Raw genomic sequence first — 14,959 nt, 5'->3', positions numbered from 1 at the left:
ATGGCCGCCGGGATCGCGGTCGCGGATACCGCTGCGGGATTAACGCAGTCACAGAACCGGGCAGGCGAACCGGGGCAACGCGGTATACGGTATATGTTGTGCATACGGAGGTCGTATGCCCCGGAACGCGCGGAGTATGCCGGGCGGGGCGGGATCGCAAGTCGACGGCGGGCGGGTTCGCGGACAGGTAGATCATGAGAAGGATCGACGGATGCAACAAGTGCCGCCGGACGTGGCGGCTCGCGTTTCTTGGGATCGCCCTGTTGTTGGTGGTGGCCGGTCCACTGGCGGGGGCGGACGCGGATCCGGAGTCATCCGCGCCGGTGGTGGTCAGCCCGGCGGAAGTGGCGGCCCTGGAGGCCGATCTGGCCGTTTTCCGCGACCGTCTCCCCGAGCTTCTGGAAGCCGTGGATACCCAGCCGGCGGAGGAGTGGCTGGAGGCCAGTCCGCTGGACGAGCTCGAGGCGCGCAGCGCTGACGAGGACCGGGCGGAAGCGGAACGGGCACTGTGGGAGGAGGCCCGCGAGTACGAGCAGGCGGCCGTGGAGCGAGTGCGGGGAGCGCTGGACCGTGCGACCACCGCCCGGGAGGTGCCGGAGCGTCTGGGCGAGTTGGAACAGGGTCTGGACGGGGTCGGGGCATTCCCGGCCGGGCTGGGCGAAGAGGTCTCGATCCGCCGCATCGAGGATGAGCTGGAACGGGTGGGGCGCGACCGCGAGCGACTGGAAGCGGAACTCGATGACCAGCGCATCCTGCACGCGCAACTGGAAGAGCAGGCGGAGGTTCAGGCGGAGACCCTGGAACGCCTGCGCCGGGAGCGTCAGGAACTGGAGGACGGGCCACAGCCGCTGCCCGAGGAGGTCGAATGGACGGAGGCTCACGCAGCCGTGCAGGAGGCCCGGGCGCGACAGGCGGATGCTCGCCTGCTTGCGGCGCAGCTGGATGCCGTTTCGCTGCCGCCGCGGATGCAGGCGCGGGGCCTGCTGATCCGCGGTCTGGAGTTGGAGGCGCGCTGGCAGAGTGTCCTGCAGAGTCGGCTGGAGGTCCGGTTGACCGAACTGTCCAGCGAGGAACTGCAGGAACTGCGGGCGGAGCTGCGTACCCTGCTGGAGCGTCAGCCGGAAGCGCAGCTGCACCATGCGGAGGAAATCGAGGAACTGCATGCGGCGTTCGACCGCATCGCGGAGGCCCAGGCTCAGACCCGCACCCTGCAGTATGAGCGTGACCGGCTGGTCCGGGTCGAGCGGGAACTGGCGCAATCCCTGTCCCATGTCCACGAGCGTCTGGAGATCAGTGGTCTGACCGAGGCGCTGGGTGGGGTCTTCCTGGAGGAGCAGCGACGCCTGCGCGATCTTGACCAGGTCCGTTTCCAGCTACGTGATCTGGAACGGGAGCTGGCGCAGTCGCAGTTACGGACCATCAGCTTGCGCGAGCGTCTGGCTGTGCTTCCGGCGGACCCGGTGGCGGAATGGGAACCCGCGGCCCGTGCGGCCTTGCGCGAGCTGCGCCGCCAGACACTGAATGCGGAGCTGCATGCCGAGGAGGCGCGGACCGAACAACTGCGCCAGGCCGACCTGCGGCTGCGTGCGGTCGTCGATCTGGTGGCGGAGCTCGACCGGATCCTGCAAGAAGCGTTGCTCTGGTGGCCAAGCCATTCCCCGGTCGGGGTCGCGTGGTTCGAGCGGGCGCCGGCCGCGACCCTGGCGCTGCTGGACCCCGCCGCCTGGGCGGAGTTGCGGGAGACATTCCTGCGCCAGACGCTGCACCGGCCATGGTTCATCGGGTTCATTCTGCTGGTGGCGGGGTTGCTGTATCTCGCCGGGCGCAATGTCCACCGGCATCTGGAGCGTCTCGCCGAAACGACCCGTCACCGCTACACGGACAGTATTGCGGTCACCGTCCGGGCCCTGGGGTGGAGTCTGCTGCGCGTTTTACCCGTGCCGTTTCTGCTGCTGACTCTCGCATTCCAGTTGCATGCGGTCCCGGAGCCGGGTTTTGCGGTGGAGGTCCTGTCCCTGGCACTGATCACGGTTTCGGTGTGGTGGATGGCGGGCCACCTCCTTCTGCTCTTCATCAGCCGCCATGGGGTCGGGACCGTGCATTTCGGCTGGCCCGAGCCATTGCTGACGCGTCTGTATCGTCACTTGCACTGGTTTCTTCCGGTGCAGACCCTGCTGTTCCTGTTCGTGGCCCTGGCCTTCGGGCACCCGAGCGACGAGGTATTCGATCTTTATGGCCGTTTGGCACTCCTGGCGGTCATCGTGAATTTTGCGATGGTGGCCTGGCTGCTTCTGGCGCCGGTCCCGGACGGTTCGAAAGGCGGCACGCTGGACGAGCGCCGCCGGTTATTGCTGCGGGGGCTCGTGATCGTGATGGTGGTGGGCCTGGCGGCCCTTGCCCTGGCCGGTTATCTGTACACCGTGGCCGAGCTCCTGCGGCACCTGATCGGGACGGTGCTGGTGCTGATTGTTGTCGGTCTTGGTTACAGCCTGGCGGCCCGGTGGCTCGTCCTGGGAGAGATGCGGCTCGCGCTGCTCCGGAACCGTGAGCGGCGCGAGCAGGAGGCAGTCACCGAGGGCGGCAGCGGCGGCGAAACTGGGCTGGACGTCCCCGAGCCGCAGCTGAGCATGGAGGACGTCAATCTGCAAAGCCGCACGCTGCTGCGGGTGGCGGCGCTGGGCGGCACGGTAGTGGGGCTGTTGTGGGTGTGGTCGGACATCCTGCCGGCCCTGGCCTGGCTGGACGGGATCACACTGTGGTCGCGCACGATCGAGATCGGCGAGAGCGAGATCCTCACCAGCGTGTCCCTCCAGGATCTGTTGCTGGCCGGGTTTCTGGGGCTGCTGTTTCTGTTGTCGGCGCGCAACTTGCCGGGGCTGGTGGAGATCCTGCTGTCGCGCAGCACGCAGATGGATGCGCCCGGGCGCTACACGTTCACCATGCTCCTGCGCTATTTGCTGGCCGTGGTGGCGGTTATCGTGGTGTTTTCGCTTCTGGGCCTGCGCTGGAGCGAGATCCAGTGGCTGGTGGCGGCGCTGACCGTCGGTCTGGGTTTTGGTCTGCAGGAGGTCGTGGCCAACTTCGTTGCCGGGCTGATTGTGTTGCTGGAGCGCCCGGTCCGGGTGGGCGATACCATCACCGTTGGCGAATACAGCGGGACGGTATCGAAGATCCGGGGCCGGGCTACCACGATCGTCGACTGGGACAACCGGGAGATCGTCGTTCCCAACAAGACGTTCATCTCCGACCATCTGATCAACTGGACTCTGAGCGACACCACCACGCGGCTGGTGATCCCGGTGGGGGTCAGCTATGCGTCGGATGTCGATCTTGTCCGGGAGACCCTGCTGGAGGTGGCCCAGGAAGACCCGCACGTCCTGGAGGATCCCGAATCGGTGGTGTATTTCCTCCGGTTTGGCGATAACGCGCTGAATTTCGAACTGCGGGTGTTCGTCTGCCAGATGGCGGACCGGCTGGTCACGCTGAGCGGGCTCCACACCGCGATCATCAAGCGCTTCCGCGAACAGGGGATCGAGATCGCTTTTCCGCAGATGGACGTTCACCTGCACGACGACGAAACCCGGAGGCGTCGTGCCGTGCCCCCCGCGGCGGATCCCGACGAGCCCGGAAACCCCATGGATCGGTGACGGGTGCCCGGTTCGTTGGCCCGGGGCCGTGACCCGGGCCAACCCAAGCGTCCCGCCCGCAGGCCAGCCGGCTTGGCTCCGGTGCCGCGGGTGTCTTGGGCAAGTCCTTTGTCCCTGCACGATCACGGGTTGGGTCACTCCCCGCCCTGTGGGATACTGCGGCCCCGTATCCGCCCCGTCTTGGGCAACGGGTCGGAAACCATCGCAGCAAGTATCGGGAGGCATACCGTGGACGACAATCGCAAGAAGGCCCTGACCGCCGCACTCGGGCAGATCGAACGCCAATTCGGCAAGGGCGCGGTCATGCGCATGGGCGATCAGGAGGCGGTGGACGTCCCCGCGATCTCCACGGGCTCCCTGGCACTGGATATCGCGCTCGGCATCGGCGGTGTGCCGCGCGGGCGCGTGGTCGAGATCTACGGGCCGGAATCCTCGGGCAAGACGACCCTGACACTGCAGGTGATCGCCGAGGCGCAAAAGGCCGGCGGTACGGCTGCGTTTGTCGACGCCGAACACGCACTGGACCCGACCTACGCCGAGAAGCTGGGTGTGAACGTGGACGACCTGCTGGTCTCGCAGCCGGATACCGGCGAGCAGGCCCTGGAGATCTCCGACATGCTGGTGCGTTCCGGCGCGATCGACGTCGTGGTCGTCGACTCCGTGGCTGCGCTCACGCCCAAGGCCGAGATCGAGGGCGAGATGGGCGACTCCCACGTCGGCCTGCAGGCGCGGCTGATGTCGCAGGCCCTGCGCAAGCTGACCGCCAACATCAAGCGTTCCAACACGCTGGTCATCTTCATCAACCAGATCCGCATGAAGATCGGCGTGATGTTCGGCAGCCCCGAGACCACCACCGGCGGCAACGCGCTCAAGTTCTACTCCTCCGTGCGCATGGACATCCGCCGCATCGGCGCGATCAAGAAGGGCGACGAGGTCATCGGCAACGAGACCCGTGTGAAGGTCGTGAAGAACAAGATGGCGCCCCCGTTCCGCGAGGCCTATTTCGAGATCCTCTACGGCGAGGGCATCTCCCGCGTTGGCGAGATCATCGAGATGGGCGTGAAGGAAGGCCTGATCGACAAGGCCGGCGCCTGGTACAGCTACAACGGCGAGCGCATCGGCCAGGGCAAGGAAAACGCCCGCCAGTACCTGAAGGACAACCCGCACATCGCCGAGGAAGTCGAAAAGACGCTGCGCGAACGCCTGCTGCCCAAGCGCAACAAGGCCACGGTAGAGGACGTGCCGGTCGATGCCCCGGTCGAGGAGCAAGGCTGACCCGGCCGACCCCGAGGCTGCGCTTGAGGTGGGCCTGCGGTTGCTGGTTCGGCGTGAACACTCCGGTCTGGAACTGGCGCGCAAGCTCGGTGAGCGCGGCTTCGAACGGGATGCCGTGGACGCCGCGCTGGAGCGTGCGCGTGAGCTCGACTATCTGAGCGATACCCGTTACGCGGACTTCATGGCCCGCCACCGTACCGAGCAGGGTTACGGCGAACAGCGCATCCGTGCCGAACTGGCCCACAACGGCATCGGCAACGACACCGTGAACGCCGCCATCGATGCCCTGGAGATCGACTGGATCGACCAGGCCCGTGGCCAGCTCGAACGCCACTTCCGTCATCCGCCCGAGACCCGCGAGGACGAGGCCCGCTATCTTCGCCACCTCGCGGGTCGCGGATTCCCCGGCGGTGTCGCCCACCAGGCCCTCGCCGCCTGGAAAGACGAGCCCTGAGACCCAGTGTCATTGCGAGGAGCTCCGCGACGAAGCAATCTGCGTCCGGAACCACCTGATCCAGCCGCTGCGCGAACCGTCAGCGATTGCCACGGCCCCTTCAGGGCCTCGCGATGACGTTTCTCGAGCCCCGTCATTGCGAGGAGCACCGCGACGAAGCAATCTGCGTCCAGAGCCACCGGATCCAGACGTCGAACAAACCGCCAGTGATTGCCACGGCTCCTTCGGGGCCTCGCAATGACGTGCTGGTGTTGGGGGCGTGCTAGCGTCCCCGTAGTAAACGGCCGAAAGGATTCTCGGCCGGTGAGTACCCATGCCCCGTCGCCCAGGGAGGGAGCGATGAAACAGCCCTGTGTCTACATCATGAGCAACCGCCGTGACGGGGCGCTTTATGTCGGGGTGACCAGCAACCTTGTGCAGCGGGTCTGGCAGCATCGCTCGGGCGAGGCGTCCGGGTTCACCAGCCGTTACGGTCTGCATCGGCTCGTCTGGTTCGAATCCTGTGAGGAAATGACCTCCGCGATCGAGCGCGAGAAGCAGCTGAAAGCGGGTCCGCGCCGCAGGAAGGTCGCGCTGATCGAGCAGACGAACCCCGAGTGGCGCGACCTGTTCGACGATATTGTGGGTTGAGTATCGGTCAGGCGTTGGAGGGCTCCCGGGTCCTACGGGACCCGGCGATAGGCGACCTGAGTCGTGGTTCTTGCCTCGGGTGGGTGCCGATGGAGATTGCTTCGTCGCTGCGCTCCTCGCAATGACGTTGTTCTTGCCCCGTCATTGCGAGGAGCTCCGCGACGAAGCAATCTGCGTCCAGAGCCACCCGATCCAGCCGCCGCGCGAACCGTCAGCGATTGCCACGGCCCCTTCGGGCCCTCGCAATGACGTTTCTCGAGCCCCGTCATTGCGAGGAGCATCGCGACGAAGCAATCCGTGTCCATGGCACCGGATCCGGCGGCGGGGCATGTCCCAAACGATCGCTCCGGCCCCTTTTGGGGGCCTCGCAATGACTAGGAAGATGGCCGGAAGACGGGCCCGGCAATACGCGGGTGGGGCGCTTGCGTGATAGCATTCCGGGTTTGACCCCATTGCTATCGGAACCGCATGAAAAGCGCCGACATTCGCCGGAGTTTCCTCGAATTCTTTGAAGGGCACGGACACACGATCGTGCCGTCCAGCCCGCTAGTGCCCGGCAACGACCCTACGTTGCTGTTCACCAACGCGGGCATGGTGCAGTTCAAGGATGTGTTTCTCGGCCGTGAGAAGCGCCCGTACACCCGGGCCGTGTCCAGCCAGCGCTGCGTGCGCGCCGGCGGCAAGCACAACGACCTCGAGAACGTCGGCTACACCGCGCGGCACCACACCTTCTTCGAGATGCTGGGCAATTTCAGTTTCGGTGACTACTTCAAGCGCGACGCGATCCACTACTGCTGGCAGTTCCTGACCGACACCATCGGCCTGCCGCCGGAAAAGCTGTGGGTCACGGTCTACGAGACCGACGATGATGCCTACAAGGTCTGGGCCGACGAGATCAAGGTCCCGGCCGAACGCATCATCCGTATCGGCGACGACCCTGACGGCGGTTCCGACAACTTCTGGCAGATGGGCGAAACCGGCCCCTGCGGCCCCTGCACCGAGGTCTTCTACGACCACGGGCCGGAGGTCGCGGGTGGCCCGCCCGGTTCGCCGGACGAGGACGGCGATCGCTACATCGAGATCTGGAACCTGGTGTTCATGCAGTACGACCGCGATGCGGACGGCACGCTGAACCCGCTGCCGCGCCCGTCCGTGGATACCGGCATGGGTCTGGAACGCCTGGCGGCTGTGCTGCAGGGCGTGCATTCCAACTACGAGATCGATCTGTTCCAGGACCTGATCGCGGCCGCCGCACGGGTAACCGGTGCGACGAAGAAGGATTCCGCCTCGCTGCGCGTGATCGCGGATCACATTCGCTCCATCGCCTTCCTGATTACCGATGGCGTGCTGCCGTCCAACGAAGGGCGTGGCTATGTACTGCGCCGCATCATCCGCCGCGCCGCGCGCCATGGCTTCAAGGTCGGCGCGCAGGACGCCTTCCTCTACCAGACCGTGGGCGACCTGGTGCGCGCGATGGGCGAGGCCTTCCCGGAACTGGCCGAGGCGCAGGCCCAGGTCGAGAAGGTCCTGGAAAAGGAAGAGCGCAAGTTCCTGGAGACCCTGGACAAGGGCATGAAGATCCTGGAAGAGGACCTGCGCGATCTCGAGGGCAAGGTGATCCCCGGCGAGACCATCTTCCTGCTCTACGACACCTACGGCTTTCCGGTGGACCTGACCGGTGACATTGCGCGCGAGCGCGAGCTGGAGCTGGACATGGAGGGCTTCGAGTCCGCCATGGCCGGCCAGCGTGCACGGGCGCGTGCGGCCAGCCACTTCTCGATGGACGACGGCGGCCTGCCGCAGGTCGATGTCGCGACCGAATTCTCCGGCTACGAGACGGTGGACGACGAGGGCCGCGTGCTGGCGCTGTACCAGAATGGCGAGGCCGTCGATCGCCTGGAAGTCGGTGCCGAGGGGCTGGTGGTACTGGACCGCACGCCGTTCTATGGCGAGTCCGGCGGCCAGGTGGGCGATGTCGGTACGCTCAGCGGTTCCGGCGTGCGCTTCCAGGTCTCCGACACCCGCAAGCAGGGTGCGGCGCACATCCACGTAGGCCAGGTCCGCGCCGGCACACTGGAGCGCGGCCAGACCCTGCAGGCCGCGGTGGAAGGCCCCCGCCGCGAGAACATCCGCCGCCACCACTCGGCCACTCATCTCCTGCACAAGGCGCTGCGCGATCAGCTGGGCGACCACGTGCAACAGAAGGGATCGCTGGTGGACCCGGATCGTTTGCGCTTCGATTTCACCCATATGGAACCGCTGACCGAAGAACAGCTGCGCTCCATCGAGGCCCAGGTGAACGCCGAGATCCTGGCCAACGAGGCCACCGATACCAACGTCATGGACATCGACTCCGCGATGGAGTCCGGCGCGGTCGCGCTGTTCGGCGAGAAGTACGGTGATCGCGTACGCGTGCTGAAGATCGGCACCTCGGTGGAGCTGTGCGGTGGCACGCACGTGGATCGCACCGGCGACATCGGGTTGTTCCGCATTACCTCCGAGGGCGGGGTGGCCGCGGGTATCCGGCGTATCGAGGCGGTTGCCGGCGAGGTCGCCCTGCGCTGGGTGGACCAGCAGATCGGCCACCTGGACGCGATCGCCGATCGCCTGCGCGCCGGGCGCGGCGAGGCGGCCGACAAGGTTGCCCAGCTGCAGGAGCGCACCCGCGAGCTGGAGAAGCAGGTCACGCAGCTGAAGGGCAAGCTGGCCAGCCAGGCCGGCGACGACCTCGGCTCGCAGGCCAAGGATGTCGACGGCATCCAGGTGCTGGCCGCCAAGGTCGAGGGCGTGGAGCCCAAGGCCCTGCGCGACATGGTCGACCAGCTCAAGCAGAAGCTCGGCAAGGCTGTGGTGGTGCTGGGCACCGCGACAGGCGAGGGCAAGGTCAGCCTGGTGGCCGGTGTGACCAAGGCCGAGACCGGCCAGTTCAAGGCTGGGGATCTGGTGGGCCATGTTGCTACGCAGGTCGACGGCAAGGGCGGCGGCCGTCCGGACATGGCGATGGCCGGCGGCCAGAGCCCGGACAAGCTGGACGCGGCCCTGGCCTCGGTGGAGGCCTGGGTGCGCGAACGCGCCTGATCGATCGTCCATCCCCGTCATCGGGAGGCGCGTAGCGCCGCGGCGATCTCCGCGGGCAGCCCCGGTGCCGGAGGGTTCGGCGGGATCCGGTGGTTTTGGACGGAGGCTGCCACGGCCCCGGCGGGGCCTCGCAATGACGGGGCCCTGCGCGGGGTTCGCCGGGGCGGTGGGCTTTAATGCGGCGGCCAGTTGGTGTTTAATGCCCGCTTCTTAAGTAAACGCTAATGGATGGGGTGCGCCCTGTCCGGACGGTCGCAAGGACCGGGCACGGAACGGAATCTTGAAATGGCGTTGCTGGTACTCAAATTTGGCGGCACCTCGGTGGGCTCGCCCGAACGCATCCAGGCGGTGGCGGAACGCGCGCTGAAGCTGCGCGAGGAAGGCCATCAGCTGGTGATCGTGGTCTCCGCGATGAGCGGCGAGACCGACCGCCTGCTGGGCCTGGCGCACGCACTGAATCCGCGCGCGGACGGTCGCGAGCTGGATGTGCTGCTGTCCACCGGGGAGCAGGTCACCATCGCGTTGCTGTCGATGGCGCTGGAGGCGCGGGGCTGTGATGCGCGGTCCTACACCGGGGCGCAGGTGACCATCCGTACGGATAGTGCGCACAACAAGGCCCGTATCCGCAGCATCGACGATGCCCGGGTGCGCGGCGATCTCGAGGCCGGGCGCGTCGTGGTCGTGGCCGGTTTCCAGGGCGTGGACGAGGAGGGTGCGATCACCACCCTGGGCCGGGGCGGATCGGATACCACCGCGGTGGCGCTGGCCGCGGCGCTGAAGGCCGACGAATGCCGCATCTATACTGATGTCGACGGCGTCTACACCACCGATCCGCGGTTGGTGCCGACGGCCCGCCGCCTGCAAAGCATCACCTTCGAGGAGATGCTGGAGATGGCCAGCCTGGGCTCCAAGGTGCTGCAGATCCGCGCGGTGGAATTTGCCGGCAAGTACAACGTCCCTTTACGAGTGCTGTCCTCGTTCGAGGAAGGCCCGGGAACCCTGATTACCACGGAGGAGGATGCGCAAGTGGAACAGGCGCTGGTTGCGGGTATCGCGTTCAATCAGAACGAGGCCCAGCTGACGGTTCAGGGCGTCCCCGATCAGCCGGGGGTCGCGCATCGCATCCTTGGCCCGATCGCGGACGCCAATATCGAGGTGGACATGATCGTGCAGAACGTCGGGGCGGATAATTCCACCGACTTCACGTTCACCGTCCATCGCAATGACTACGACAAGGCCCTGGAGATCCTGCAGGCGGCCGCGAAGGCGCTGGGCGCCCGCGAGGTTTCCGGGGATACGCACATCGTGAAGATCTCGGTGGTCGGGGTCGGTATGCGTTCGCACGCGGGCATCGCCAGCAAGATGTTCGAGGCCCTGTCGCGCGAAACCATCAACATCCGGATGATCTCCACCTCGGAGATCAAGATCTCCGTGGTCGTAGATGAGAAGTACCTCGAACTTGCAGTGCGTGCATTGCACGATGCGTTTGAACTCGAACAGACCCCAGTCGGTCAACAGGAGGACGGTTAAGGATGACAGACCGTAAAACGGTTACCGGACGACCGACTCCGTCCGACACAGGCACTGCGGAGAAGAGCATGCTCATTTTGACTCGGCGTGTGGGCGAGACCCTCATGATCGGCGATGATGTGTCCGTCACCGTCCTGGGGGTCAAGGGCAATCAAGTCCGCATCGGCATCAACGCACCCCAGGACGTCGCGGTCCATCGCGAGGAAATCTTTCAGCGCATTCAGCGTGAAGCGAACGTCGCCAGTGGTGAGGGCGGCGGCGAGAACTCCAGTGGCGGTGGTACTGGGGCGGGTGGTGCCGCGGCAGGCGCACGCGACGACTGAACCTCCCGTAAGGAAAGTGAAAGGCCCGGAGGCTGCGATCAGCCTTCCGGGCCTTTCATTTGAAGGCCCAAGGCCTTATCCTGTGCCGCGTTTCCGGAGAGTTGGCCGAGTGGTCGAAGGCGCTCCCCTGCTAAGGGAGTATGGGTCAAAAGCCCATCGAGGGTTCGAATCCCTCACTCTCCGCCATTTTCAGAATTAAGTCGCTGATTGGAAAGGGAAATTCTGTTCAGCGAGTTAGTCAGTCCCCCAAGTAGTCCCCCAATTGATTGGCGTAAGAGTGGTTGCTCCGTGCGCCAGCCAACCATGCGCGATGGGAGGGCGAATTGCTCGAAGCATTATTCTTCGCGGGGATCCCACTCGGATTTTCCTTCCATCACCAGGCGCCAGGCCGCAGGATCACCCTCTACGAATCCTGGTAGTACGCCGATCTTCGCGGCATATCCGTATTGGCGTGCTCCTGCACTCTGGAGCACTCCCTCTTCGTATAGCTCCGCGAATGACTTGCAACTGAAGCATTCCGGAAACGGCGCAAGCCCGTCCCGGTTCCACCCTTCATCATCAAGTCCCTCCTGCGTAACCGGCATATAGTGATTTCCTCTTCTGTACTGCCAAGCCTATGTCTCTTGGGCGAGCGCTCGGATCCATCGGCACTACAGAGTTGAGTTGGTATGTTGGATCGCTTGCACACAGGGCACCGCCGGTGGCATTTTCACCGAGATCGCTGCGATGATCTCGGCGTTTGGCTGACCGTGCCGAACCATCCTGTTGGAGCTCGGAGGAGGACGCTTTGATTGCCTGGGTGCCCACCTATACCGCTAGTAAGCGGCGGACAACGATTCAGTTTAGCGCCGGGTGAATGGTGAGTATGTCTGGTACGACCAGCCGGTATTCCTGGTCCCACATCGCCATACACTCAAAGGGGGCGGTGGCAAGACGCGATCGGAAGTTTTCACCCGGCGCCTTCCCTTGCTGACGCACGATATTACGCTGAACGGCACCAACTGAACGATGGAGCCCTGTCGTGATGACAGCCTTGACGAACAGCTATGCGGCCGACTCCACGAAATGGCGCAGCGGAATAATTCAAACGATTGGTGCGAGGTGCGGACCGAGGGAGACCTCTGGTGGGCCGCGGGGTCAGATCCGGCCCCTTGAGCCAAAGCTGGCCAGGCAGGACAAAAGGCAAGATCTAACGCGGTTGACGGATCTCGGGACTATTACGAGAAATAGAACAGGCTGTCCGACGGCTCCACGCTTCGTTAGAGCCGGTGGGCGACACGAAAAAGGGGGGATTCGTCGGCGGAGTGCCCCCGCTGGGACAAGGGGAGTGCGATGACGGAGTTCTACGTTCTTGTGACGGCCGCACTGGCCCCTATCGTTATCCTGGCCGCCCTGCTCTGGAGTCGGGGCCGTGCTTTGCCGATATGGGCGATACTTCTGCTGGCGATCCCGTACATGTTGGCCGTAATGGCCGCGCTGCAGGTGTATGGGTTGCCAGGCAATGGCCCTGTAGTCATCGCCGCATTGGCGGGTGTGCTGGGAGTGCAAATCCTTTTGGGCTTCAGGTTCATCCACTTCATTCGTTCACCGAGGCGGCGCTTTTTCTCCTCCCGCAGGTCTGCGGACTCCGAACCACGGGAATCCGTGGTGGATCGGCAGGCGCCGGAGGAACCCGTGAACGAGGGGATCATCTATTACCGGCTGCCGGGGGATGTAGCGCTGCATAGCTGGCCTTACGCCACCGCACGCCATGATGTCGCCCTCGCGTCCTTGCTGAATCAGCACCCTGACGCTGACATCGAAGAGGACCTTAACAAGGACCTCGACGCGCCGGCTATCGCACCAAAAGAAAGCCCGTCTGTTAAGGAAACCCCGAGTCCCAGCGAGCGCTACCCCGCTGCCGGGGTTTTTCGAGGGCCAGAGGTTCCAGGTTGCATCATCCGATCAAATCTCGGTTTGGTCGTCGCGGAGCACCACAAGTCCCCGGATGCAGTGGGCCAGGGGGAAGAGCCTTATGAGGCGGCGACTAGAGCACTTATGCGCGAGGTGCGTGACCGAGGCGGGACTCATGTTGTCCGGGCCGAGATCCAGCCGGTCATGTCGGAAGGGGTGGTTATTGGTTACCTGCTCAGCGGCGAGGCCGTGCACGCCGAACCCAGCCCGCAAACGAATCCCGCCTGATAGGCGATCGCAGTAAACCTTTATGGAGTGGAAATCCCTCTGAGCGATCACGACGCCATCTCACTCGTTGGCCAGGATGCGTGGGTGGCGCGCCCCTTCCCCCCTCGGGGAGGCAAATCCAGCGTGGCATCGTCAGAAACCGGGTACGCTTTTTACGGTGTTCGCAGGCCTGGAGATTCAGGCCCTGACTTTGCATTGACCGATCTGTGAAAAGGAGAGAGGCCCCATGCTTGGCGCGATTGTCGGCGACATCGTGGGTGCGCCGTGGGAGCTCCGACGTATAACCACGAAGGATTTCCCGCTGTTCAATGATCGGAACGGAATCACCGACGACAGCATCATGACCGTCGCCGTTGCCGATTCTCTACTGCATGGGAAGGGCTCGGCTGAGGCGATGCGGGAATGGGCGCGCAAGGTTCGGCCGGCAGCGCATCTGGGTGGCTATGGCAAGAAGTTCTTCAGTTGGCTAGCTGCAGCGGAGGTCCAGCCTCCCTACGGCAGTTTGGGTAACGGAGGCGCTATGCGGGTATCTCCGGTTTCATGGCTCTCATCTTCGCTTGACGAGAGCTTAGATGCGGCCCGGAGGGTCACCGCGGTCAGCCACGACCATCCCGAAGGACTCAGAGGGGCGCTTGCAACAGCCCATGCCGTCTGGCTGGCCCGCCATGGTGCCGAAGCGGCGGCGATTCGGGCGGCGCTGGAGTCCGAATACGGCTACGACCTAAGCCTCAGTGTCGGCGAGCTCCGCGCAGTCCACGAGTACAACGAGACCGCCCAGGGGACCGTGCCGCCTGCGATCGTCTGTGCGTTGGAGTCCGAGAGTTTCGAGGATGCGCTGCGCAATGCGGTGTCACTAGGCGGTGACGCGGACACGATAGCCGCCATTGCTGGGAGCGTCGCGGAGCCTTTGCATGGAATTCCGGATTTCATCTTCCAATTGGCCTTGTCGCATATTCCCGCCGTTATGCGTGACGTGATTGATGCCTTCGAGGAAACTGCTTGGGGTACTGAATCACCCCACCCAAGCCGCTGATTCAGCACGTCGGGCGCATCTGGGTACGAGGGGGGGGGGGAGGCTCGACTGGTTGTTGATCCGCTTAATGCAGGGACCCTCAGCGACAGCCAGAGTGATAGGACGGCGTATGTGCCCCCAAGTATAGGCTTGAATTTTTTACAGGCCCTACACGCGCGCGCCCGCGCGCGTACTGGTCGCATAACTCGAAGTCCTTGCTGTCCATTTGCTCCTGGTTCTCTGTCGGAGTGCCACTCGGGCCAGCTTTTTTCGGGATATCCGTGCGTACCTCGAAGGGCGGACGCAAGGCTTGAAGCCCGAAGGTAGCGTTCTACGGACTTTCTGTCTTGTAAAGCTGACTGCGGGGAATGTCCGGCTAGGGTGCGCGTTCATTCATCAGACGGATCGTGAGGGCAATCCGTGGCTCCCATTGCAGAGCTTATGAGTTTGCCCCGTCCGGTTTGTGTCCGGTTTCGCGTCCGGTCCATCCGGTTTGCACCGTCCATCCGTCCGGTTTCCCTAAGAAACCGGACGGATGGACGGGTTCTACCCCGTTTCGGCGGACGGTTTGGAAAGGGCTGAAAACTTCAGATCCTGAATGGCGATGCGGCGCCGCATCCTTGGATTGTGGAACCGCTCAATGTAGCCAAACAGATCGGCCCGTGCTTCGTCTCGTGTCCGGTAGCGCCGATGGTGTACGCGTTCGCGCTTTAGGACGCCGAAGAAGCCCTCGCAAGCCGCATTGTCACCGCAGTGGCCAACGCTGCTCATGCTGCACAGCAGCGTATTCCGCCTCAGGAAGCGCTGATAGTCACCGCTCGTAAATTGG

At 64.4% G+C, this 14,959-nt stretch carries 10 protein-coding genes and 1 tRNA gene; 10 read left to right on the top strand and 1 reads right to left on the bottom strand.

Annotation, left to right across the window (positions count from 1 at the left end; genetic code table 11):
- Positions 1–326 precede the first annotated feature (326 nt).
- The 10 genes from F618_RS0104735 to F618_RS0104690 all read left to right on the top strand — a co-directional run bounded on the left by F618_RS0104735 (position 327) and on the right by F618_RS0104690 (position 14,151).
- The gene (locus F618_RS0104735) at positions 327–3,647 is read left to right on the top strand and encodes a mechanosensitive ion channel domain-containing protein (RefSeq protein ID WP_026331145.1); all 3,321 of its coding nucleotides are present in this window, start codon (positions 327–329) and stop codon (positions 3,645–3,647) included.
- Between the two features lie 228 nt (positions 3,648–3,875).
- The gene (gene recA / locus F618_RS0104730; protein ID WP_018144305.1) at positions 3,876–4,922 is read left to right on the top strand and encodes a recombinase RecA; all 1,047 of its coding nucleotides are present in this window, start codon (positions 3,876–3,878) and stop codon (positions 4,920–4,922) included.
- The gene (locus F618_RS0104725) at positions 4,897–5,376 is read left to right on the top strand and encodes a regulatory protein RecX (protein WP_026313031.1); all 480 of its coding nucleotides are present in this window, start codon (positions 4,897–4,899) and stop codon (positions 5,374–5,376) included. Before recA ends, F618_RS0104725 begins: the two co-directional genes overlap by 26 nt.
- 339 nt (positions 5,377–5,715) lie before the next feature.
- Positions 5,716–6,006: a GIY-YIG nuclease family protein gene (locus tag F618_RS0104720; protein WP_018950725.1), complete on the top strand. Its 291-nt coding sequence runs from the start codon at positions 5,716–5,718 to the stop codon at positions 6,004–6,006.
- 468 nt (positions 6,007–6,474) lie between these two features.
- Positions 6,475–9,084 carry an alanine--tRNA ligase gene (gene alaS / locus F618_RS0104715; RefSeq protein WP_026331144.1) on the top strand — a complete coding sequence of 870 codons (2,610 nt, stop codon included), beginning with the start codon at positions 6,475–6,477 and terminating at the stop codon, positions 9,082–9,084.
- A 285-nt stretch (positions 9,085–9,369) separates the two neighbouring features.
- Complete coding sequence (locus F618_RS0104710; RefSeq protein WP_018937806.1) at positions 9,370–10,614, top strand: aspartate kinase; 1,245 nt, start codon at positions 9,370–9,372, stop codon at positions 10,612–10,614.
- A gap of 68 nt (positions 10,615–10,682) precedes the next feature.
- A complete protein-coding gene (gene csrA, locus F618_RS0104705) occupies positions 10,683–10,937 on the top strand; it encodes a carbon storage regulator CsrA (RefSeq protein WP_018144301.1) in 255 nt (84 codons plus the stop codon).
- Between the two features lie 95 nt (positions 10,938–11,032).
- Positions 11,033–11,123, top strand: a tRNA-Ser gene (locus tag F618_RS0104700).
- Positions 11,124–12,269: 1,146 nt separating this feature from the next.
- Complete coding sequence (locus F618_RS0104695) at positions 12,270–13,118, top strand: hypothetical protein (RefSeq protein ID WP_019567894.1); 849 nt, start codon at positions 12,270–12,272, stop codon at positions 13,116–13,118.
- A gap of 226 nt (positions 13,119–13,344) precedes the next feature.
- Positions 13,345–14,151, top strand: coding sequence for an ADP-ribosylglycohydrolase family protein (locus F618_RS0104690; RefSeq protein WP_019567893.1), 807 nt, complete (start codon positions 13,345–13,347; stop codon positions 14,149–14,151).
- 525 nt (positions 14,152–14,676) lie between these two features.
- Here the strand turns inward: F618_RS0104690 and F618_RS0104685 are convergent.
- The coding region (locus tag F618_RS0104685; RefSeq protein WP_019567892.1) for an IS3 family transposase at positions 14,677–14,959 on the bottom strand (283 nt) is incomplete at its 5' end.

Origin of the sequence: Thioalkalivibrio sp. ALMg13-2, from assembly GCF_000381185.1 — a bacterium.
GTDB lineage: Bacteria > Pseudomonadota > Gammaproteobacteria > Ectothiorhodospirales > Ectothiorhodospiraceae > Thioalkalivibrio > Thioalkalivibrio versutus.
The sequence above is the reverse complement of the archived record's forward strand: the minus strand, read 5'-3'. Positions and strand labels throughout refer to the sequence as shown.